The sequence below is a fragment of the Hydrogenophaga sp. genome, from assembly GCF_025699295.1.
Classification (GTDB): Bacteria; Pseudomonadota; Gammaproteobacteria; order Burkholderiales; family Burkholderiaceae_C; genus Hydrogenophaga.
Window position 1 is genome coordinate 54,760 of the sequence record NZ_JAILWB010000023.1, and the last position, 19,912, is coordinate 74,671.

The following is a 19,912-nucleotide window of genomic DNA, read 5'->3' on the forward strand; positions in this document are numbered from 1 at the left end:
GGGGCCGCTCAGCCCTGCAGGGCTGCCCACATTTCCTTGTCCCGCTCGGCGGTCCAGATACGCGGGTTCTTGATGCCTTTGGCTTCGTCGTAGGCGCGGCTGACGTCGAACGGCAGGCAGTGTTCGTAGATGAACACGTGGCCGAAGACCGGGTCCATGCTCTTGCGGGTATGGGCCATGGCGGCCTTGAGGTCCATGTTGCTGGCGGCGGCTTCCTTGCCGGCCTGGAACAGCGTCGTGACCCAGCGCTTCGTATAGTCCAGCGCCTTGTTCACGTCGGCGTTGCCCTTCATGGCTTCGCCGCGACCCGGCACGATGTACTCGGCCTTGAGCGCGCGCAGCGCTTCCAGCGTGGCGGGCCACTCCTCCAGTTGTGCGTCGCCGGTGTACACGCCGGCTTCGTACTCCACCAGGTCCCCGCTGAACAACACCTTTTCTTCTTCCACCCAGGCGATGGTGTCGCCGCGCGTATGGCCCGGGCCCGGGTGCCAGATCTGCACCTTCACGCCACCCAGGTCCACCTCCAGGCTGCCCTGGCGGCCGGGCTGGCCGTCACCGATGACCAGGGTGGGCCAGGTCAGGCCGGGCACGGTGTCGGCGCCGCGGAACAGGCGCGGAAAGCGCTCCATCTCGCTCTGCATGTCTTCGGCGCCGCGCTCGACGATGAGTTCATAGGTGCCGCGGCTGGCGATGACCTCGGTCGCGCCCTCGGCCTGGTAGGCGGCCGCGCCCAGCACGCGCACCGCGTGGTAATGGGTCAGCAGCACGTACTTGATGGGTTTGTCGGAGACGGTGCGGATCTGCCTGATCAGGTCCTGCGCCATGGCGGGCGTGGCCGTGGCGTCGCTCACCATGATGAACTTCTCGCCAATGATCACGCCCGAGTTCGGGTCGCCTTCGGCGGTGTAGGCCCAGCAGTGCGGGCTCAGCTGTTCAAAGGTGGTTTTCTTGTCGGCCAGGTCGGCCTGGGAGGCAAAGGCTTTGCTCATGGGGGTCTCCGTGTGGGGAAGCCGGGATTTTAACTAAACGAAATCGATTACGCATCCGTAAACTGCATTTCCGCTCACGATGGGGGGGAATGGGGCCCCTGGCCGGCCCCGCCCAGCCCCCGTTCGAGCATGACCACCACCTCGTCGGCGAAGGCGCCGTAGCTCATCGGCCCACCGGGGCGCAGCCAGGTGAAGGTCCAGTTGATCATGCCGAACAGCATCATGGTCAGCGCCGTCTGGTTGGCCGGCGTCACGCGCTCGGGGTAGGCGCGCCGGATGAAGCGGGTGAAGGCAGCCACCACGTCGCGCTGGCGGTTGACGATGAGCGTGCGCTGCACCGCGCCGAGGAACTTGGTGTCTGACACCAGCGCCACGTGGCGCGTGGCCGAGGTTTCGTACTCGGCGAGAAAGGCGCGCACCAGCTCGCTCAGGGCATCGCGTTCGCTCAGGTTCTTGCGCTGCGCGCGCGCCTCGGCCTCGCCGATGAGGGCGAGCAGGCGCTGGGTGTAGCGGTCCAGCAGGTCGAACAGGATGGCTTCCTTGCTCTCGTAGTAGTGGTACAGCCGCGCCTTGCTGGTGCCGCAGGCGGTGGCGATGTCGTTCATGCTCGCGGCGGGAAAACTCTGGGCGGCGAAGCAGCGCGCCGCCACGTCGAGGATTTGATCGCGCTTGAGATCGTGGGTGGCGGATTTCGGACGGGCCATCGCTGCATTCTGCCGGACCAGGGTCCGTCGACACGCCCTAAGATCGCGCCATGGTCAAACCGGTCGATCCCTTCGTCCTGCACGCCTGCGAACTGTTGTCTGGCGTCGGCCCTTGCGTGGCCCAGCGCATGTTCGGCGGCTGGGGCATTGCCGTCGACGGCATGAACATCGCGATCATCGCGTGGGACACGCTTTTCCTGAAGACGAATGCCGAGACCGAGCCGCATTGGCTGGCCGCCGGAGCCCGCCCTTTCATCTACGAGGCCAAGGGCAAGCCCATGAAGCTGCATTACCACACGCCCCCGGACGAAGCGCTGGAATCGCCCGCCCTCATGCTGCCCTGGGCGCGGCTGGCGCTGGAGGCCGCAGTGACGGCGCGCAAGCCGAAGAAGCGGGCCACGCGCGGACGACGCCCTTAAGGGGGGTTTGACTCGAACGGTGTGAGCACCCTGCCGCGCCCGGCCACCAGGTATTCGCTGTAGCCGAACACACCGCGCAGCAACCGCAGGAAGGCCCAGCCGGCCTGACCCAGCGCCTCTGCGAGTTCGCGCGAAGGCACCACCACCTCGCGGCCAAAGCGCCCCGGCCGTTCGGCGGGCTGCACCTCGGACTCGGCACGCCAGTCGAAGCGCACCGGAGCGGCGCCTGCGCCGGCCAGGGGCCAGGGCTCCATCACCAGGCGCGCGCCGGCGGGCACCTCCAGGCTCTCGCCGGCCTCCAGCACATGGTCGCCGGACTCGTTGCCGGCACCCTGGTGCGGCAGGCCCAGCGTCACCCATGCACTGCCCTGGGTGATCTGCAGGCGGCTGGGCACGTGCGGGCGCAGGGTCATAGCCCGGCGCGCGTCCAGGCGCCAGCCGCACGCCGCTGCCACGCTGGCGACGCGGTCGGAGGACACAAGGGGAAGAGAGGCGGAACGGGTGCTCATGGGTAACTCCTGAAAGAGGACGATGGCTCATCCTGGGCATCAATGTTCGCGGCGTATCCCCTTGTCGTCCAATGAAATGGCGATAAGCTATTGATTCGATTCCCGCATCAATGTCCGGAGCCTCCATGCAGCTGACGAGCAGCCATCCCCGCACCCGCCCGATCGCCGCCGGGCACCTGCGCGCGTTCGAAGCGGTCGCGCGGCACCTCAACTTCCGTGCCGCGGCCGAAGAACTCTCGCTCACGCAAAGCGCAGTGAGTCGACAGATCCAGGCACTGGAAGACGAGGTCGGCACAGCGCTGTTTCTGCGTCACACGCGCGCCGTCGAACTCACCAGCGCGGGTTCGCAACTGCTGCGTGCGGCCAGCATGGCACTCGAACGCGTGGACGCCGCCGTGCGGCAGATCCGCCAGAGCGCGGGCCGCAAGAGCGTGGCCATCACGACCTGGGCCTCGTTTGCCTCGATGTGGCTGATCCCGCGGCTGGAGGCTTTCCAGCGCGACCACCCGGACATCGACATCCGGATCGACGCGAGCGACAACGCGGTGGATCTGGCCACCTCCGACGTGGACCTGGCCCTGCGCTACGCCGTGCCGCAGGTCGTTCCGGCCGGCGCGCAGCGCCTCTTCGGCGAGCAGCTCACGCCCGTGGCCAGCCCATGGCTGCTCCAGTCCCACCCGATCCACCGGGTCGAGGACCTCGCACACTGCGCGCTGATCGAGGCGGGCGACGCGCACCGCACGCGCCACCTGGAATGGCTGACCTGGCAACGCTGGCTCGACACCTACGGCGCGCCGCCGTCCGCGCCTGCCGGCAAGCGCTCACGGGTCCCCGCGCAGGCCAGGCTCTCGCCACAGCGCTGGATGTACTTCAATTACGCCAACCAGATCGTGCAGGCCGCGCTCACTGGTCAGGGCGTGGCGCTGGCACGCCTGCCGCTGGTGGCCGAGAGCCTGGCCAGCGGTGCACTGGTGGAGCCGCTGCCTCACGCGCGGCTGGACTCTCCACTGGCCTACTGGATGATGGTGGCGCCGCGCAGCCTGCAGCGCCCGGAAGTGAAAGCTTTCTGCGACTGGCTGCTGCAGCAGGCCGCGGCCACGCGCGAGGCCATCGGCGACGTGCCCGACCCCGACACGGTCGACAACATCGACTAGCGCGTGTTCACCTCGCACCGCCTCGCCTCCGGCAACCTGCGCAGCATCGTCTTCATGCTCGCGGCAGTGGGCTTCTTCGCACTCATGGATGCCGTGCTCAAGGCGCTCTCTGCGCGCTACCCGGTGCTGCAGATCGCGGCCCTGCGCGGACTCACCGCGCTGCCCCTGGTGCTGCTCTACATCGCCTGGCGCGGCGCGTGGCACCGCATCTGGCAGGTGCGCTGGCCCTTGCACCTGCTGCGCGGCGTGCTCGGCATCCTGATGCTCTCGCTGTTCACGATGGGTGTGCGCGAACTGCCGCTGTCGGCCGCCTACACGCTGTTCTTCATCGCGCCACTGCTGATCACCGCGCTGTCGGTGCCAGTGCTCAAGGAACGTGTGCCCGCCGCGCACTGGTGGGCCATCGCGGTGGGTTTCGTGGGCGTACTGATCGCGCTGCGCCCCAGTGGTGACGCACTGCAGACCGGTTTCGTCACGCTCGGTGGCCTGGCCACGCTGGGCGCGGCGCTGTGTTACGCCATCGCCGCCATCGCCGGGCGGCTCGCCAGCCGCACCGACAGCAGCGAGAGCCTGGTGCTGTGGATGATGGTGCTGATGTCGCTCGGCGCGGGCGCGCTGGCCTTGCCCGACTGGGTAGCGATCCAGCGCACCGACGCCCCCCTGCTGCTGGCGCTGGCCATTACCGGCTTCGGCGGCCAGCTCGCCATCACCGAGGCCTTCCGCCACGGCCAGGCCTCTGCCGTGGCGCCGTTCGAATACAGCGCGCTGGCCTGGGGCGTCGGTCTGGACTGGCTGATCTGGCACACGCTGCCGGCGCCACACACCTGGTTCGGCGCGGCCATCATCATCGGCAGCGGGCTCTACCTGGTGCGGCGCGAGAAGCGCATCACCGAAGTGCACGCCAGCGCCGAGCACCCCTGAAACACCACGCCAGCGCCAAGCGAACGAGCGTGGGGGCTCTACCTCATCGGCCACATCACCCCGGTGTCGGAGAGGATCGCGTCCAGCGGCACGTCGTGCGGCTCGGGCGCCAGATCGGGCAGGTAGCCGAAGTCGTAACCCAGGCCCACGGTGAAGGGTTTGGGGCTCAGGCTGGCCAGCGTGCGGTCGTAGAAGCCGCCGCCGTAACCGAGCCGGAAACCGCCGGGACCATAGCCCACGCAGGGCACGAAGATCAGCGTGGGCTCGATGATCTCGGTGTCCTTGGGCTTGGGAATGCCGTAGGCGTCTTCTTCCATCGGGCAGCCCGGATACCAGGTGTAGAAGGTCAGCGTCTTGTCGACCTTGTTGACCACCGGCAGGCCGATGCGCCGGTGCCGCTGCTGCCCCTGCACGTCCTCCTCCAGACCGGCTTCCTGCCAGCGGAAGAGCGCCGGCAGCGGGTCGAATTCACCCTTGATCGGCCAGTACGCGCCAATCACCGCGTCGGGCCGGTGGATCAACCACACGCGCATGACCCGCTGCAGCAGGTCGTTGCGCCAGGCCCGGTCCGCCAGCGCCTGGCGCTTCTCGATCAGCGACTTGCGCCAGCCGGCCTTGAGCGCCGCCGCCGATCCTTCAGGGTGTGTGAAAGGGGCTTTGCGGGAACTCTGGCCGTCTTTGTTGTCCATAATCGATACATGAAAACGGTGGGTGCAAAACAGGGGCGTTCGCAGTGGATCGGCCAGCGCATGCAGGGCTTGCGTGCGCTGCTGGGCATGCGACTGATTATGGCGGTGCTGGCGCTGCCGGCCCCGCTCTGGGCCCAGACGGCCGCGGGCGACGCCGCGCTGCTGGACATGCGCGAGGCCTTCCGGCGCAACAACCCGGCGCAACTCGGTGCCCTGCTGCCCGCCGTGCGCGGCCATGTGCTTGAGCCACTGGCCATCTACTGGGACACCAGGACACGCCTCGAACTGGCCAGCCCGGCGGAGATTCGCGCGGCGCTGGCCCGCATGCCCGGCAGCTATTGGGAGGACCGCCTGCGCAACGACTGGCTGCTGCTGCTGGGCAAGGCGCGCGACTGGTCGAACTTCGAAGCCGAGCTGCCGCGCTTTCGCATGAACGACGACCGCCAGGTGCGGTGCTACGCGCTGACGCGCGACATGGCCACCGGACGCACGCCGCCCGAGGTGGTCGCGCCCCTGGTACAGGCCAACTGGCTGGCGCAGCGCGAGGCCGACGACGGCTGCGCGAGTGCCGCGCAGACACTGCTCGATGCCGGACACCTCAAACCCCAGGTGGTGTGGCAGCGGGCCCAGCTGGCCATGGACGCCAACCGCCCGCGCGTGGCCGCGCAGGCCGTGGCCATGATCGACCCGGAACTCGCACCGCAGGTGGAAGACATTGCCCGCGATCCGGCGAAGTATCTCGACGAGCGCATCACCGCCCTGCGCGCGCGCACCCGGGAAATGGTGACGCTGGCCATCATCCGCCTGGCTTTCAGCGATCCCGCGGCCGCCGCGCTCGAGATGGAGCGCACACGCTGGAAGGCACAGCTCACGCAGGAAGAGCGCGGCTGGGCCTGGGGCGTGATCGGCAAACGCTCGGCCCAGAAGCTCCAGGGCGAGGCGCTGGCCTGGTTTGCCCATGGCGAAGAGCGCTACATGGACGACGACCACCTGGCGTGGAAGGCGCGCGCCGGCATGCGCGCGGGTGCCTGGGGCGCGGTCCGCGACGCCGTCAACGCCATGAGCGAGACACAGCAGCGCGAGCCCGCCTGGGTGTACTGGAAGGCGCGCGCGCTGCAGGCGCTCCAGTTGCCTGACCCGGCCGCCGCGACGGCCCAGGCCCATGTCCTGTTCGAGTCCATCGCTTCCAGCCGCGACTTCTACGAACAGCTCGCGCTCGAGGAACTGGGGCGCCCCATCGACGTGCCCGCCCCACCTGCCCCGCTCACCGCCGAGGAAACCGCCGCCGCGCGGGACAACCCGGGCCTGCGCCGCGCCCTCGCCGCGATCCGCCTGGGCCTGCGCAGCGAAGGCGTGCGCGAGTGGCACTACACCGTGGCCCTGCAAGACACCGGCGGCATGGCCGAGCGCGAGCTGCTCGCCGCGGCCGATCTGGCGTGCCGCAACGAACTGTGGGACCGCTGCATCAACACCAGCCTGCGCACGCCGCTCGCGCAGGACCACGCCCAGCGCTTTCCCACGCCGCACCGCACCCAGGTGACCGACCGTGCGCGCGAGATCGGCCTGGATCCGGCCTATGTGTACGGCCTGATCCGCCAGGAAAGCCGTTTCGTCACCGAGGCACGCTCGGGCGTCGGCGCCTCCGGCCTGATGCAGGTGATGCCCGCCACCGCGCGCTGGACCGCGCGCAAGATCGGCCTGAGCAACTTCAGGCCCGGCCAGATCAACGACCGCGACACCAACATCCAGATCGGCACGGCCTACCTCAAGTTCGCGCTGGACGATTTCGAAGGCTCGCTGCCGCTGGCCGCCGCAGCCTACAACGCCGGGCCTGGCCGCTCGCGCCAGTGGCGCAACGGCCCGGTGCTGGCCGGCGAGATATGGACCGAGAACATCCCCTTCGAGGAGACACGCGACTACGTCAAGCGAGTGCTGGCCAACACCACCAACTACGCCGCGCTGATCACCGGGAAGCCACAGTCCCTGCGCGCGCGCCTGGGCGTGGTGGGACCCCGCCCTGCCACGGCGCAAGCCATCAACACCGAACTGCCATGAAGAACATCCTCGTCCTCGGCGGCACGGGCTTCATCGGCCGCCACGTCTGCGAGAAGCTGCACCGCGAGGGCTGGCGCATCACCGTGCCCACACGGCGCGCCCTCAACGCGGCCCCGGTGCAGCACCTGCCCCGCGTGACCGTGATCGAGGCCGATGTGCACGACCCGGCGCAGTTGCTGGACCTGCTCTCCGGGCACGACGCGGTGGTCAATCTGGTCGCCATCCTGCACGGCAGCGAGGACGATTTCGAGCGCGTGCACGTGGAGCTGCCGCTGTCCCTTGCCGAGACCTGCGCCGCCGACGGCGTGCGGCGAATCGTGCACATCAGCGCGCTCGGCGTGAGCCTGGACGGGCCCTCCCGCTACCAGCGCAGCAAGGCACGTGGCGAGGAAGTGCTGCGCGGCGCGGGACTGGACCTGACCATCCTGCGCCCGAGCGTGGTGTTTGGCGCCGGCGACCGTTTCCTCAACCTGTTCGCGCGCCTGCAGGCGGTGCTGCCCGTGGTGCCGCTGGCGGGCGCCGGTGCGCGCTTCCAGCCCGTGTGGGTCGAGGACGTGGCCCGGGCCGTGGTGGCCGCCCTGCGCGACCACGACCTGCCCATGAGCAGCGTGGGCCAGACCTTCGAATGCGCCGGGCCGGACGTGCTGACCCTGGCCGACCTGGTGCGCCTGGCCGGGCGCCATGGCAGCCGGGAGCGCCCTGTCTGGCCATTGCCCGACTTCCTGGCCCGCCTGCAGGCCCGGGTCATGGAGCTCGCGCCGGGCGAGCCGCTGATGAGCCGTGACAACCTGGCCTCAATGTCGGTCGACAACGTGGCCACGCACCAGTGGCCTGGCCTGGCGGCACTGGGCGTCACCCCGGCCAGCGTGCACAGCGTGGCGCCGACCTATCTGGGCCAGCGCGGCGTGCGCAGCCAGTTGCTGGGCTACCGACACGGCGCGGGCCGCTGAACCGCCCACCCATCTTCTGACGGATGGGCGGACGCGGGGGGTATTTTTTTGGCACACTCGGCGTGCCTCCAAAATGAATACCTTTAACCGACAGGAGTCCCCATGGCCAGCCAGCCCGAAAGAAGCCCGAACCGCAAGGCGCCCACCACGTACAGGGTTTCGTCCAACCGCCCGGAACACCACCGCGATGTGGTCAATCGCCTCAAGCGCATCGAAGGTCAGGTGCGCGGCCTGATCGACATGGTCGAGAGCGGGCGGGGCTGTGAAGACGTGGCCCAACAGATGGCTGCTGCGCGCAAGGCGATGGACAAGGCCTTCTACCGCATGATGGCCTGCTCGGTGATGGAAGCGGTGTCGGTGTCGGACTCCGAAGTGACCACATTCCGCGAAGTGGAGCGCTCGACGCGGATTCTCGAAAAATACGCCTAAAGCACTCATTCATCACACGGCGAACACGGTTCCCGGAGCAGGCTGCCGCGGGAATCAATCGCCTGCCGCTTTGGCATCAATGACGCAGCCGCAACGCCCTACCATGGAGCCCGGTTTTTCAGGAGATCCTTTTCATGGCATTGCAGCTCTACGTCGGCAACAAGAACTATTCGTCCTGGTCCATGCGCCCCTGGGTGCTCATGAAGCAGGCAGGCATTGCGTTCGAGGAAGTCATGGTCCGCTTCGACTCGTTCGATGTCGACTCGGCCTTCAAGAAGCGGCTTCGCGAGGTCAACCCGCTGGGCAAGGTGCCCGTGCTGGTCGACGATGGCTTCGTCATCTGGGACACGCTGGCCATTGCCGAATACCTGGCCGAACGTTTCCCCGACAAACAGCTCTGGCCCACCGACACGAAGGCGCGGGCTCGGGCGCGCAGCGTCTGCGCCGAGATGCACAGCGGCTTCACGGCCCTGCGCAACCACTGCCCCATGAACATCGAGGCCTCCCTGTCCGAGACCGGCCGTCTGATCTGGCGCGACCAGGCCGGGGTGCGCGCCGACGTTGCGCGACTGTGCGGGCTGTGGAGCGAACTGCTCGCGGCCCAGCCGGCCGGTGGCCTGCTGTTTGGTGACTTCAGCATCGCCGACGCCTACTTCGCTCCGGTATGCATGCGCATCCGCACCTACGGCCTGCCCGTTCCCGCCGATCTCGACGCCTATGTGGCGCGGGTGAGCGCGCTGCCGGGCGTCAAGGCGTGGGTGGACGCGGCCCTGGTGGAGCACGACTTCATCGCCTTCGACGAACCGTACCGGTTGGGCCGTTGATCGATGAACGGGATCACGATCGCCTCGCTGAAAAGCTTTCCAGACCAGCTGGAAGCGCACTACTCGGCCTTCCCGGCAGGGTTCACGCACTGGGTACCGCCCTCCTGGGTCGGCGTGCCCAGCGAGCCCCTGACCGCCATCGAGCAGGTCTGCCATGTCCGCGACATCGAAATCGACGGATACCACGTGCGATTCCACCGAACGCTGAACGAAGCCCATCCGACGCTGACGTCCCTTGACACCGACGCACTGGTCGAGGAGCGCGCCTATGGTGCTGCAGATGCGGCGACGGCGCTGGCCGCATTTCGTGCCGCGCGCATGCAGACCATTGAGATCCTGGCCGGACTGGCGCCCGATCAGCTTGAGCGCGGCGCGGTATTCGAGGGCTATGGCCCCGTCACCTTCCGCAGCCTGGTGCATTACCTCTGCAGTCACGACCAGCAACACCTTTCCGGGCTGCAGTGGTTGCTTGGCAAGGTCCACGCTGCACGGGCACCTGCACGCGACTGATGTCACTGCAGCCGGGAGAATCACCCCGGCAACCGTGGACCGCACCGCCTAAACTCGCCGCATGAAAACCTATCTGGTGGGCGGCGCGGTGCGCGACGCGCTGATGGCGCGCCAGTCCGGTGCGCCAGGGATCGCGCACATCGACCGCGACTGGGTCGTCGTGGACGCCACGCCGGAGACCATGGCCGCCGCGGGTTTTCTGCCCGTTGGGCGCGATTTCCCGGTCTTCCTGCACCCGGTGACGCGCGAGGAATACGCGCTCGCGCGCACCGAGCGCAAGACAGCGCCGGGTTATCACGGCTTCGCCTTTCACACCGCGCCCGGCGTCACGCTGGAAGAAGACCTCGCGCGGCGCGACCTCACCATCAACGCCATGGCGGTCGCGCAGGAGGAGGCTGACAACCCGGCCACGGCCACGGTGATCGACCCGCATGGTGGCCGGCGCGACTTGCGCGATCGCGTGCTGCGCCACGTCACCGGTGCGTTCGCGGAGGACCCGGTGCGCATCCTGCGGCTGGCGCGGTTTGCCGCGCGCTTTCCCGATTTCACGGTGGCACCCGAGACGATGGCACTGATGCGCCGCATGGTGGACGGCGGCGAGGTCGACCACCTCGTGGCCGAACGGGTCTGGCAGGAACTCTCGCGCGGGCTCATGGAGCAGCGCCCCAGCCGTCTGTTCGAGGTGCTGCGCGACTGCGGCGCGCTCGCGCGGCTGCTGCCCGAGGTGGATCGGCTGTGGGGCGTGCCCCAGCGCGCGGAACACCATCCCGAGGTCGACACCGGCGTGCACCTGATGATGGTGCTCGACATGAGCGCGCGCCTGGCCGCGCCGCTCACCGTGCGCTTTGCATGCCTGTGCCATGACCTGGGAAAGGGCACGACACCGGCCGATGCGTTGCCGCGCCACATCGGCCACGAGGAGCGCAGTGCGCGTCTTCTCAAGGGCGTATGCGAGCGCCTGCGCGTGCCGGTGGAGTGCCGCGAGATCGCCGATGTGGTGGCGCGCGAGCACGGCAACATCCACCGCAGCGGCGACTTCGCCGCGGCTGCCCTGGTGCGCTTGCTGGAGCGATGCGACGCGCTGCGCAAGCCGGCGCGCTTTCTCGAGGTGTTGCAGGCCTGCGAATGTGACGCGCGCGGCCGTCTGGGCATGGGCGAACAAGCCTATCCACAAGGTCGGCGCCTGGCCGAGGCCCTGGCGTGGGCCCGTTCGGTCGACACGGCCAGCGTGGCGGCGCAGGCCCAGGCCGATGGCCTGACAGGGCCGCGTGTGGGCGAGCGGATTCAGCGCGAGCGCATCGCCGCCGTGGCCCAGGGTCTGGCCAAGGCGGGGCACGACGACATCGCCCATTGAGGCCAGGCGGCGCCCGTCAAGCGGCACCGCAGTCTCGCACCCGAGGGGTGGGACAAATCGGCACTTGTTCCTGCGCGGCGCCAGGTCTGGTACGGTACAGGGCCCATGAGCACCCTACCAAGACTGCAGGCCGAACGGTCCGCGCTGTTTCTGGATTTCGATGGGACGCTCGCCGATCTGGCCCAGCGGCCGGATGCGGTGCGCGTTCCGCCCGCGCTCGTGGAGCTGCTGCACCACCTGCACCTGCGGCTCGATGGCGCGCTGGCACTCGTCACCGGCCGCGCGCGCGATGACCTCGAACCCATGCTGGCCTCGCCCTGGCCCTGGGCCGCGGCCTTTGAGCATGGTGCCGTGCGCCTGTCCCGGCAGGGTGGCGTGGCCACCACCACACGGCCCAAGGGCCTGGCGCGCGCCATTGCCGCGGCCGAACACCTGGCGAAACGCCACGCCAGCCTGCTGCTGGAGCGCAAGCAAACCTCGATGGCCCTGCACTACCGTCTCGCGCCTTCGCTCGCCGTGCTGTGCGAGGACACCCTGGCGCGAGCCATCGCCGACGAGCCGGGCCTGCAACTGCTGCGCGGCAAGGCGGTGGTCGAGGTCAAGTCGAACCGGGTAAACAAGGGCACCGCCATCGAGGCCTTCATGCAGGAGGCTCCGTTCGCGGGTCGCGTGCCGGTCTTCGCTGGTGACGACGTGACCGACGAGGCGGGATTCGAGCTCGTTCAGCGCTTGGGCGGCATCGGCATCAAGGTGGGCGACGGCCCGACCCGGGCACACCACCGCTGCGCGCATCCGGAGGCCCTGCGCGCCTGGCTGGCCGACAGCTTGCTGGCGTCCAGCACTGCGCCATGAAGCCCAGCCACGGATTCGCGCCTCCGGCCCCGCCCTCGCTTTCGCTGGGTGTGATCGGCAACTGCGCCATCAGCGCGCTGATCGACCCGCACGGTCGCATGGTCTGGAGCTGTCTGCCCCGTTTCGACGGCGACCCCGTGTTCAACGCCCTGCTCGGCGGCGACGGGGCCGAGCAGGGCTCGTTCGCCATCGAGATCGAGAACCTCGCAGAAGCGCACCAGCACTACGAGCCCAACACCGCGGTACTCACCACCGAGTTGTGGGACCACGACGGCAACGGCATTGCAATCACCGATTTCGCGCCAAGATTCCTTGCGCGCGGACGCTATTTCCGGCCCATGCAACTGGTGCGCCGCGTGCGCCCGCTCAAGGGCACGCCGCGCATCCGCGTGCACCTTGCCCCGCGCTTCGGCTGGGGGCGACAGACGCCCACCATCACGTCCGGCAGCAACCACATCCGCTTCGTTGCCGACAACCTCACGCTGCGCCTGCACACCGACGCCTCGGTCAGCCACCTGCTCGCACGCACGCCCTTCCTGCTCACACGCGAGCACAACTTCCTGCTCGGCCCCGACGAGACCATGGCCGACGGCATCGGCGACACCGCGCGACATTTCGAACAGGAGACCCTGGCCTACTGGCGCGGCTGGAGCCAGCGCCTGGCGCTGCCGCTGGAGTGGCAGGACGCCGTGATCCGCGCGGCCATCACGCTCAAGCTCTCGCTGTTCGAGGACACGGGTGCCATCGTCGCCGCGATGACCACAAGCATTCCTGAAGCGCCGGGCACGCAGCGCAACTGGGACTACCGCTACTGCTGGCTGCGCGACGCCTTCTTCGTCGTGCGCGCGCTCAACAGCCTGGCCGAGGTCGGCACCATGGAGGACTACCTGCGCTGGCTCGCCAACGTGGTGGTGGGCGCGGGAGGGGGCCACGTGCAGCCGCTGCACGGCATCGGGCTGGAACGCGAACTGCCCGAGAGCATCTGCGACACCCTGCCGGGTTACCGCGGCATGGGGCCGGTGCGTGTGGGCAACCAGGCGCAGGAACACTTCCAGCACGACGTGTACGGCAACATCGTGCTGGCCGCGGCGCAATCCTTCCACGACCGGCGCCTGCTGCGCCCGGCCGGCCTGGCCGAATTCGAACGCCTGGAGGCGGTGGGCGAGCAGGCGCTGCGCGTGCACGACCAGCCCGATGCCGGCATGTGGGAACTGCGCACCCGCGCGCGCGTGCACACCAGTTCGGTGCTGATGTGCTGGGCCGCCTGCGACCGCCTGGGCAAGATCGCGCGCACGCTGGAGCTGCCCGGTCGCGCGGCCTACTGGGCTGGCCGGGCCGACACCATGCGCGAGCGCATCCTGCGCGAATCCTGGAGCGAGGAGCGCCAGGCCTTTGCCGAGAGTTTTGGCGGGCGCGATCTCGACGCCAGCGTGCTGCTGATGGCCGAAGTCGGTCTGATCGATCCGATGGACCCGCGCTTCGTGTCCACCGTCCAGGCACTGGAGGAGCACCTGAGTGACGGCCCTTTCATGCGCCGCTACGAGGCCGCGGACGATTTCGGCAAGCCCGAGACCGCGTTCAACATCTGCACCTTCTGGCGCATCGACGCGCTCGCGCGCATCGGCCGGGCCGACGAGGCGCGTGCGATTTTCGAGACCATGCTCGCCGCACGCAACCCATTGGGCATGCTCTCGGAAGACACCCACGCCGCCACCGGCGAGATGTGGGGCAACTACCCGCAGACCTATTCGATGGTGGGCATCATCAACGCCGCCGTGCGGCTCTCGGCCCCTTGGGACTCCGTCATCTGATGAGCCGCCTCGTCGTCATCTCCAACCGCATTGCCGACCCGCGCAAGCCGGCCTCGGGCGGACTCGCAGTGGCCGTGGGCCAGGCACTGGAGGCCTCGGGCGGACTGTGGTTCGGCTGGAGCGGCAAGATCGTGGAAGACGGCACGCCCGGCGAAGGTGACCTGCACCTGCAGACGGCGGGCAACGTGCAACTGGCCACGGTCGACCTCAGCCGCGAGGACCACGACAGCTACTACCTGGGCTACAGCAACGGCGTGCTGTGGCCGGTGTTCCACTACCGGCTGGACCTGGCCGACTTCGACGCGGGCTACATCGGCGGCTACCGCCGCGTGAACCACATGTTCGCGCGCAAGCTGGCCAACCTGCTGCAACCCGATGACGTGATCTGGGTGCACGACTACCACCTGATGCCGCTGGCCGCCGAGCTGCGCGCCATGGGCTGCCGCCAGCGCATGGGTTTTTTCCTGCACATCCCGCTGCCACCGCCCCTGATCCTGGCTGCCGTGCCCGAGCACGACTGGCTGGTGCGCACACTCTTCGCCTACGACCTGGTGGGTCTGCAGAGCGACGCGGACGTGGCGCATTTCTCGCGCTACGTGGGCACGGAAACATCGGCCGACATCCTGGGCGAGCACGAGTTCCGCGCCTTCGGCAAGACCCTGCAGGTGCAGGCCTTCCCCATCGGCATCGACGTGGACGAATTCCAGGCGCTCGGCCAGGGCCGCGAATCGCAGGAGATGTACGCGCAGATGAAGGGCGAGTATTCGCGCCGCCGCCTGCTGCTGGGTGTGGAACGCATGGACTACTCCAAGGGCCTGCCGCAGCGCCTCAAGACCTTCCGCCACTTGCTGCAGACATACCCCGAGAACGTGGGCAGTGCCACGCTGATCCAGATCGCCGCGCCCAGCCGCGAGTCGGTCGACGCCTACGCCGCGCTGCGCCAGGAACTCGAAAGCCTGTGTGGCGCCATCAACGGCAACTTCGGCGAACTCGACTGGATGCCCGTGCGCTACATCCACCGCAATGTGGCACGAAAGCGCCTGCCCGGCCTGTACCGCGCGGCCAGCGTGGCGCTGGTGACGCCGCTGCGCGACGGCATGAATCTGGTGGCCAAGGAGTTCGTGGTCGCGCAGGACCCGGATGACCCGGGCGTGCTGGTGCTTTCGCGCTTTGCGGGCGCGGCCGAACAGCTGGCCGAAGCCCTGATGGTCAACCCCTACGACATCGCGCGCACGGCCGAAACCATCCAGCGCGCGCTGCAGATGCCGCTGGACGAGCGCCAGCGACGCCACCAGTCGCTGCTCACGCGCGTGCGCGAGCAGGACGTGCACTGGTGGCGCGAGCGCTTCCTCAACGCGCTCGCCAACGTCCCCGCTCCCTGAACCCCTCGCTGCGGGCGCTGGCCGTGAGGCCGGCGCCCGCTTTGCCTTTTTATTGCCATTTCGAGAGGATCTTTTCATGAACGAGCAATTCATCGACATCGCCACCCGCTGGTGGGCCAGCTTCGGCGGTCTGGCCACCGTTGCCATCCGCATCACGGTCATCCTCGTGGCCGCCTGGCTGCTCACCCTGGTGCTGCAGCGTGCGGTGCGCACCCTGCGCGAGCGCATCGCCAACCGCCTCGACGACCGCGAGGCATCCAAGCGCGCCGAGACCCTGGGGCGCGTGATCCGCTACCTGGTGGCGGTGATCGTGAGCCTGATTGCCGGCATGCTGGTGCTCGCCGAGCTCGGCGTCTCGGTAGCGCCCATCCTCGGCGCGGCGGGGGTGGTTGGCCTGGCGGTCGGCTTTGGTGCGCAAAGCCTGGTGAAGGACTACTTCACCGGCTTCTTCCTGCTGCTGGAGAACCAGATCCGCCAGGGCGACGTGGTGCAGGTGGGTGACCACGCGGGTGTGGTGGAAGTCGTCACCCTGCGCTACGTGCAGCTGCGCGACTACGACGGCAACGTGCACTACGTGCCCAACGGCACCATCAGCACGGTGATCAACATGACGCGCGGCTTCAGCAATGCGGTGATGGACATCGGCGTGGCCTACCGCGAGAACGTGGACGACGTGATGGCCGTGATGGGCGACGTGGCATCGCAGATGCGTTCGGACCCGGCCTGGAGCGAGAAGATCGAAGCCGACCTGGAGATCGCCGGCGTCAACAGCCTGGCCGACTCGGCGGTGGTCATCCGCTGCCGTTTCCGCTGCCAGCCGCTGGAGCAGTGGGGCGTGAGACGCGAGTACCTGCGCCGCGTCAAGGCGGCGTTCGACGCCAAGGGCATCGAGATCCCCTACCCGCACCTCACCGTGTACGCGGGCCAGGACCGCGAGGGCCAGGCCCCCGCCTTCCACCTGCAACAACCCGCCGCCACGCACTGATCCCCGGTTCTGGGGAAGGCCATCGCACGCCGCACTGGCGCGGCGCGGGCGGCTGTGCCACGATGCGATGCACACATCCACCACCGCCATGGCCGCGACCAACCCCCTCAACCGAACGCTGGCGGACGGCATCCGGCAGGTGGGTTTTCGCAAGTGGTACGAACGCGAACTGCTCTCCAGCCACGCGCACATGGCGCTCGCGCTGTTCGCCGTCGTCGCCCTGATCGCCAGCTTCGAAGCCTTCCAGGGCGCCAGCAGCAACGACAAACTCCTCAACACCGCGTTCGTGGTGGTCAGCGCCGGCGTGTCCCTGTGGGCGCTGCGCCGCTACCTCTACCTGCTCATGCATGCCGAGGACATGGCCAACCAGGCCAACTGCGCGCAATGCCAGGCCTACGGCATGCTGCAGCTGCAGGATGCCACGCCACGGCAGCCCACCGCGACCCCGAAACTGCTGCCGGTGTGCTGCAAGCGCTGCGGCTTCCGCTGGAATCTGGAAGACAACTGAACCGCGCTGCGGTCACCCGCCAGTGGCGAAAGTGGCGTTGAACCCGGCCGGTCTTCGTTGGCTGCAGTGCCCGCTCCCGGGCTCAGCGCGCCCCGTCGAGCGCGCGCGCCGCGCCCTGCAGCGCGGGCGACTGCTTCGAGGTGATGACCCAGACGGGTATGGCGCCCAGGTAGGGCTTGAAGCGGCCCTTGGTCTCGAAGCGCTCGCGAAACGGCGAGCCGTCGAACCAGGTGCCCAGGCGCGGCACGATGCCACCGCCCACGTACACCCCGCCGCGCGCGCCGAGCGTGAGCGCGAGGTTGCCCGCCACCGAACCCAGCATGGCACAGAGAATGCCCAGGGCTTCAAGCGCCTGCGGCTGGCCGGCATGCAGTGCGGCGTCGCTCACCTCGGCGGCGGTGTCGATGTCGCCGGGGATCGCGTCGTCGGCCTCGCACAGCAGCGTGAAGGTGTCGAGCAGGCCCTGGCCGCTGCACACGCGCTCGGCCGAGGCGTGGCCATAGCGGCGCACCAGGCCGTCCATCACCAGGCGTTCGCGCGGCGTGGCCGCCGGCAGCGTGACGTGGCCGCCCTCGCCTTCGAGCGGCACCCAGCCCCCGGCGCCATCGGGCAGCAGGCCGGAGACGCCCAGGCCGGTACCGGCACCCACCAGCGCGCGGGGCGCATCGGGCAGCGCGGTGCCGCCACCCACCTGGCGCAGCTCATCGGGCGGCAGATCGGGCAAGGCCAGCGCGAGCGCGGTGAAGTCGTTGAGCAGGCGCAGCGTGCGCAGGCCGAACTCGGCCTTGACCGCCGCCTGCGAGAACGACCAGTGGTGGTTGGTCATGCTCACCTGGTCGCCGGTGATGGGGGTGGCAATGGCGATGGCGACCGCCCCCGGCGCGCCCCGGCCGAGGCCGTCGAGGTAGCTACGCAACGCCGCCTGCAGCGTGGGGTGATCGGCGCCTGGGAGCACACGCACGTCGGTCAATGGCGCGCCGGGGCCGGCCTGCCAGGCGAAGCGCGCGTTGGTGCCGCCCACGTCGGCGAGCACGCGGGCGCTGTTCGGCGGGGCGGGGCTGGGCGGCATCAGGTGGGTTTCCGGAGTGGGGCTCAGATGAGGTAGCCGATCAAGGTTGCGACCATGCTCAGCAGGATGGTGCTGGCAAACGGAAGGTTCCATTCGCGGCCGAAGGCCTTGAAGCGGACATCGCCCGGCAGCCGGCCTAAGCCCAGCCTCTGCAGCAGCGGGGTGAACCAGCTGATGAGCAGCAGGGCCAGAAAGATGACGATCATCCAGCGAATCATCGTGGTGCCTCAGAGCCTGTGCGAGCGATCGCCCGCGGCAAATCCCAGCGGTACCCAGCCATCGGTACTGGCTGTGGGCGCGAGGGCCAGCACCTTGAAGAGTTCGCCCATCTCGTGCTCGTTCACCAGTTTCTGCATCATCGCGTTCTGCCGCGCATCGGCCTGCCGGGCCAGCTCGATCAGGCCGCAGTTGAGCAGGAAGCGGCCCTGGCTGGTGTAGCCGATCACGTCCAGGCCGGAGTGCTGCGCGGCCAGGGCAATGCCGGTGAAGTTCACGTGAGCGGTGATGTCCTTCCCGCCCAGGTCGCGCAGCGGATCGTCGTCGCTGCGGTGCGCGCGGTGGCAGATCAGCGTGCCAGTGCTGCGCTGCGGGTGGTAGTACTCGGCCTCGGGAAAACCGTAGTCGAGCAGAAAGGCCGCGCCGCGCCACAGGCGGTCGGCCAGGGTGCGCACGAAGGCCTCGGCCTGCGGGTGGATCTCGGTCAGGTAGTCGTGTTCGCCCGGCACCTCCAGCGGCGGGCGCAGCGCGGTGGCGCGGTCCACCCAGGTGAGGACACCGGCGGCGTCCAGCGCCACGCCGCGCTCGTGCCATGCGCCGTTCACGCGCGCGAGCAGTTGCACCGGCATGGCATCCAGCACCTCGTTGCCCAGCACCACGCCGCTCAGGGTGTCCGGCAGCGCGTCGGCCCAATGCAGCACGGCCGCGTGCGCGGCCAGCGTGGCGCGCTGGCGCTCGCGCAGGCTGCCCGAGAGGTCGACGATGGTGTAGCGCCGCAGCGGCTGGCCCAGCGCGGCAAGCGCCTCGATCACCTGCAGCGCGAGCGCGCCGGAGCCGGCGCCGAACTCCCACACCTCGTCGGTGCCGGTGGCGCTCAGCGCTTGCGCCACCTGGCGCGCCAGCATCTGGCCAAACAGCGGCGTGAGTTCGGGCGCGGTCACGAAGTCGCTGCCGCTCTCGGGCAGGTGGCCGAACTTGGGCGTGGCGTTGGCGTAGTAGCCCAGACCGGGCTCGTACAGCGCGATCGCCATGAAGCGGTCGAACGACAGCCAGCCACCGGCTTGCGCGATGGCCTCGCCCATCCGCGCCCGCAGGGGGCTCGTCGTTAAACTCTCGTGTTCTGTTGCCATGGGGGTCCGCACCCCCGGATTGTCCCTCATGCCCAGCGACGCCCCCGCTTCTCCAGCCACCCCCGCGCGCACCGTGCTCGTCACCGGGGCGGGCCGGCGCCTGGGCCGCGAGATCGCGCTCACGCTGGCACAGGCGGGCTGGAACGTGGCGGTGCACCACCGCCTCTCCGCGAGTGAGGCACAACAGACCGCCACCGACTGCGAAACCCGTGGCGGCCGGCCCGGCAGTGCGCGCGCGTTTTTTGCCGACCTCGGCGACGAGGCCAGCGTGCACGCCCTGCTGCCCGCCGTGGTGGCGCATTTCGGCGCGGTGGATGCCGTCGTCAACAGCGCCTCCACCTTCGAACACGACAGCGCACAGACCTTCGGCTTCGCCGCGCTGGAGCGGCACCTGCGCGCCAACACCGGTGCGGCCGTGCTGCTGGCGCAGGCGCTGCACGCGCACGCCGAGT

Annotated in this window: 22 protein-coding genes; 15 read left to right on the forward strand and 7 right to left on the reverse strand. The window is 69.1% G+C overall.

Translation table 11 applies throughout. The features are described from left to right. Positions 1-8: 8 nt before the first annotated feature. Complete coding sequence (locus K5880_RS20415; RefSeq protein ID WP_297656831.1) at positions 9-989, reverse strand: MBL fold metallo-hydrolase; 981 nt, start codon at positions 987-989, stop codon at positions 9-11. Between the two features lie 74 nt (positions 990-1,063). Further along, positions 1,064-1,693: a TetR/AcrR family transcriptional regulator gene (locus K5880_RS20420; protein ID WP_297656834.1), complete on the reverse strand. Its 630-nt coding sequence runs from the start codon at positions 1,691-1,693 to the stop codon at positions 1,064-1,066. A 50-nt stretch (positions 1,694-1,743) separates the two neighbouring features. On the opposite strand from K5880_RS20420, the gene K5880_RS20425 reads away from it, so the two are divergent. Continuing rightward, on the forward strand, positions 1,744-2,112 hold the full coding sequence (locus tag K5880_RS20425; RefSeq protein WP_297656837.1) for a TfoX/Sxy family protein: 369 nt from the start codon (positions 1,744-1,746) through the stop codon (positions 2,110-2,112). Here K5880_RS20425 and K5880_RS20430 read toward each other — a convergent pair. Then, positions 2,109-2,621 carry a DUF2917 domain-containing protein gene (locus tag K5880_RS20430; RefSeq protein ID WP_297656839.1) on the reverse strand — a complete coding sequence of 171 codons (513 nt, stop codon included), beginning with the start codon at positions 2,619-2,621 and terminating at the stop codon, positions 2,109-2,111. The genes K5880_RS20425 and K5880_RS20430 overlap by 4 nt on opposite strands. A 125-nt stretch (positions 2,622-2,746) precedes the next feature. Here K5880_RS20430 and K5880_RS20435 point away from each other — a divergent pair, with 125 nt between their 5' ends. Both K5880_RS20435 and K5880_RS20440 read left to right on the forward strand, forming a co-directional pair. Beyond that, positions 2,747-3,775 carry a LysR substrate-binding domain-containing protein gene (locus K5880_RS20435; RefSeq protein WP_297656842.1) on the forward strand — a complete coding sequence of 343 codons (1,029 nt, stop codon included), beginning with the start codon at positions 2,747-2,749 and terminating at the stop codon, positions 3,773-3,775. Between the two features lie 54 nt (positions 3,776-3,829). Further along, a complete protein-coding gene (locus K5880_RS20440) occupies positions 3,830-4,696 on the forward strand; it encodes a DMT family transporter (protein ID WP_297656887.1) in 867 nt (288 codons plus the stop codon). 38 nt (positions 4,697-4,734) lie between these two features. On the opposite strand, the gene K5880_RS20445 is transcribed toward K5880_RS20440, so the two are convergent. Continuing rightward, entirely contained in the window at positions 4,735-5,385 is a 651-nt protein-coding gene (locus K5880_RS20445) for a 5-formyltetrahydrofolate cyclo-ligase (protein WP_297656845.1), read from the reverse strand. Positions 5,386-5,394: 9 nt separating this feature from the next. Between K5880_RS20445 and K5880_RS20450 the strand changes: the two genes are divergently transcribed. The 11 genes from K5880_RS20450 (at position 5,395) to K5880_RS20500 (ending at position 17,045) form a co-directional block, all read left to right on the forward strand. Beyond that, positions 5,395-7,440, forward strand: a complete 2,046-nt coding sequence (locus K5880_RS20450; RefSeq protein ID WP_366883321.1) for a transglycosylase SLT domain-containing protein — start codon at positions 5,395-5,397, stop codon at positions 7,438-7,440. Next, complete coding sequence (locus K5880_RS20455; protein WP_297656848.1) at positions 7,437-8,390, forward strand: complex I NDUFA9 subunit family protein; 954 nt, start codon at positions 7,437-7,439, stop codon at positions 8,388-8,390. Before K5880_RS20450 ends, K5880_RS20455 begins: the two co-directional genes overlap by 4 nt. Before the next feature lie 102 nt (positions 8,391-8,492). Beyond that, a complete protein-coding gene (locus K5880_RS20460; RefSeq protein ID WP_297656851.1) occupies positions 8,493-8,819 on the forward strand; it encodes a metal-sensitive transcriptional regulator in 327 nt (108 codons plus the stop codon). A gap of 134 nt (positions 8,820-8,953) precedes the next feature. After that, positions 8,954-9,643, forward strand: coding sequence for a glutathione S-transferase family protein (locus tag K5880_RS20465; RefSeq protein WP_297656854.1), 690 nt, complete (start codon positions 8,954-8,956; stop codon positions 9,641-9,643). Positions 9,644-9,646: 3 nt separating this feature from the next. Further along, the gene (locus tag K5880_RS20470; protein WP_297656857.1) at positions 9,647-10,153 is read left to right on the forward strand and encodes a DinB family protein; all 507 of its coding nucleotides are present in this window, start codon (positions 9,647-9,649) and stop codon (positions 10,151-10,153) included. 61 nt (positions 10,154-10,214) lie between these two features. Then, a complete protein-coding gene (locus K5880_RS20475; protein ID WP_297656860.1) occupies positions 10,215-11,507 on the forward strand; it encodes a multifunctional CCA addition/repair protein in 1,293 nt (430 codons plus the stop codon). Between the two features lie 105 nt (positions 11,508-11,612). Beyond that, positions 11,613-12,359, forward strand: coding sequence for a trehalose-phosphatase (gene otsB, locus K5880_RS20480; protein ID WP_297656862.1), 747 nt, complete (start codon positions 11,613-11,615; stop codon positions 12,357-12,359). Beyond that, positions 12,356-14,170 carry a glycoside hydrolase family 15 protein gene (locus K5880_RS20485; protein ID WP_297656865.1) on the forward strand — a complete coding sequence of 605 codons (1,815 nt, stop codon included), beginning with the start codon at positions 12,356-12,358 and terminating at the stop codon, positions 14,168-14,170. The genes otsB and K5880_RS20485 overlap by 4 nt, the downstream gene beginning before the upstream one ends. Then, entirely contained in the window at positions 14,170-15,552 is a 1,383-nt protein-coding gene (gene otsA, locus K5880_RS20490) for an alpha,alpha-trehalose-phosphate synthase (UDP-forming) (protein WP_297656867.1), read from the forward strand. The genes K5880_RS20485 and otsA overlap by 1 nt, the downstream gene beginning before the upstream one ends. Positions 15,553-15,628: 76 nt before the next feature. After that, a complete protein-coding gene (locus K5880_RS20495) occupies positions 15,629-16,537 on the forward strand; it encodes a mechanosensitive ion channel family protein (protein ID WP_297656870.1) in 909 nt (302 codons plus the stop codon). 67 nt (positions 16,538-16,604) lie between these two features. Next, positions 16,605-17,045, forward strand: coding sequence for a hypothetical protein (locus tag K5880_RS20500; protein ID WP_297656873.1), 441 nt, complete (start codon positions 16,605-16,607; stop codon positions 17,043-17,045). An 82-nt stretch (positions 17,046-17,127) separates the two neighbouring features. Here the strand turns inward: K5880_RS20500 and glk are convergent, their stop codons facing one another. Genes glk through K5880_RS20515 form a run of 3 tightly spaced genes read right to left on the reverse strand, consistent with a single transcriptional unit; the run spans position 17,128 to position 19,460 of the window. After that, positions 17,128-18,114, reverse strand: a complete 987-nt coding sequence (gene glk / locus K5880_RS20505) for a glucokinase (RefSeq protein ID WP_297656876.1) — start codon at positions 18,112-18,114, stop codon at positions 17,128-17,130. 23 nt (positions 18,115-18,137) lie between these two features. After that, positions 18,138-18,332: a DUF2905 domain-containing protein gene (locus tag K5880_RS20510; RefSeq protein ID WP_297656878.1), complete on the reverse strand. Its 195-nt coding sequence runs from the start codon at positions 18,330-18,332 to the stop codon at positions 18,138-18,140. 9 nt (positions 18,333-18,341) lie between these two features. Further along, entirely contained in the window at positions 18,342-19,460 is a 1,119-nt protein-coding gene (locus tag K5880_RS20515) for an SAM-dependent methyltransferase (protein ID WP_297656880.1), read from the reverse strand. 28 nt (positions 19,461-19,488) lie between these two features. Here K5880_RS20515 and K5880_RS20520 point away from each other — a divergent pair. Further along, the coding region (locus K5880_RS20520) for an SDR family NAD(P)-dependent oxidoreductase (protein ID WP_297656882.1) at positions 19,489-19,912 on the forward strand (424 nt) is incomplete at its 3' end.

Bases quoted from the DNA above. Each gene is read 5' to 3' on its own strand.
- K5880_RS20415 (WP_297656831.1), bottom strand. From the start codon at position 989: ATGAGCAAAGCCTTTGCCTCCCAGGCCGACCTGGCCGACAAGAAAACC.
- otsA (WP_297656867.1), top strand. From the start codon at position 14,170: ATGAGCCGCCTCGTCGTCATCTCCAACCGCATTGCCGACCCGCGCAAG.
- K5880_RS20425 (WP_297656837.1), top strand. From the start codon at position 1,744: ATGGTCAAACCGGTCGATCCCTTCGTCCTGCACGCCTGCGAACTGTTG.
- K5880_RS20510 (WP_297656878.1), bottom strand. From the start codon at position 18,332: ATGATTCGCTGGATGATCGTCATCTTTCTGGCCCTGCTGCTCATCAGC.
- K5880_RS20495 (WP_297656870.1), top strand. From the start codon at position 15,629: ATGAACGAGCAATTCATCGACATCGCCACCCGCTGGTGGGCCAGCTTC.
- K5880_RS20475 (WP_297656860.1), top strand. From the start codon at position 10,215: ATGAAAACCTATCTGGTGGGCGGCGCGGTGCGCGACGCGCTGATGGCG.
- K5880_RS20455 (WP_297656848.1), top strand. From the start codon at position 7,437: ATGAAGAACATCCTCGTCCTCGGCGGCACGGGCTTCATCGGCCGCCAC.
- K5880_RS20515 (WP_297656880.1), bottom strand. From the start codon at position 19,460: ATGGCAACAGAACACGAGAGTTTAACGACGAGCCCCCTGCGGGCGCGG.
- K5880_RS20460 (WP_297656851.1), top strand. From the start codon at position 8,493: ATGGCCAGCCAGCCCGAAAGAAGCCCGAACCGCAAGGCGCCCACCACG.
- K5880_RS20470 (WP_297656857.1), top strand. From the start codon at position 9,647: ATGAACGGGATCACGATCGCCTCGCTGAAAAGCTTTCCAGACCAGCTG.
- K5880_RS20500 (WP_297656873.1), top strand. From the start codon at position 16,605: ATGCACACATCCACCACCGCCATGGCCGCGACCAACCCCCTCAACCGA.
- otsB (WP_297656862.1), top strand. From the start codon at position 11,613: ATGAGCACCCTACCAAGACTGCAGGCCGAACGGTCCGCGCTGTTTCTG.
- K5880_RS20430 (WP_297656839.1), bottom strand. From the start codon at position 2,621: ATGAGCACCCGTTCCGCCTCTCTTCCCCTTGTGTCCTCCGACCGCGTC.
- K5880_RS20450 (WP_366883321.1), top strand. From the start codon at position 5,395: ATGAAAACGGTGGGTGCAAAACAGGGGCGTTCGCAGTGGATCGGCCAG.
- K5880_RS20445 (WP_297656845.1), bottom strand. From the start codon at position 5,385: ATGGACAACAAAGACGGCCAGAGTTCCCGCAAAGCCCCTTTCACACAC.
- glk (WP_297656876.1), bottom strand. From the start codon at position 18,114: ATGCCGCCCAGCCCCGCCCCGCCGAACAGCGCCCGCGTGCTCGCCGAC.
- K5880_RS20485 (WP_297656865.1), top strand. From the start codon at position 12,356: ATGAAGCCCAGCCACGGATTCGCGCCTCCGGCCCCGCCCTCGCTTTCG.
- K5880_RS20435 (WP_297656842.1), top strand. From the start codon at position 2,747: ATGCAGCTGACGAGCAGCCATCCCCGCACCCGCCCGATCGCCGCCGGG.
- K5880_RS20465 (WP_297656854.1), top strand. From the start codon at position 8,954: ATGGCATTGCAGCTCTACGTCGGCAACAAGAACTATTCGTCCTGGTCC.
- K5880_RS20420 (WP_297656834.1), bottom strand. From the start codon at position 1,693: ATGGCCCGTCCGAAATCCGCCACCCACGATCTCAAGCGCGATCAAATC.
- K5880_RS20440 (WP_297656887.1), top strand. From the start codon at position 3,830: ATGCTCGCGGCAGTGGGCTTCTTCGCACTCATGGATGCCGTGCTCAAG.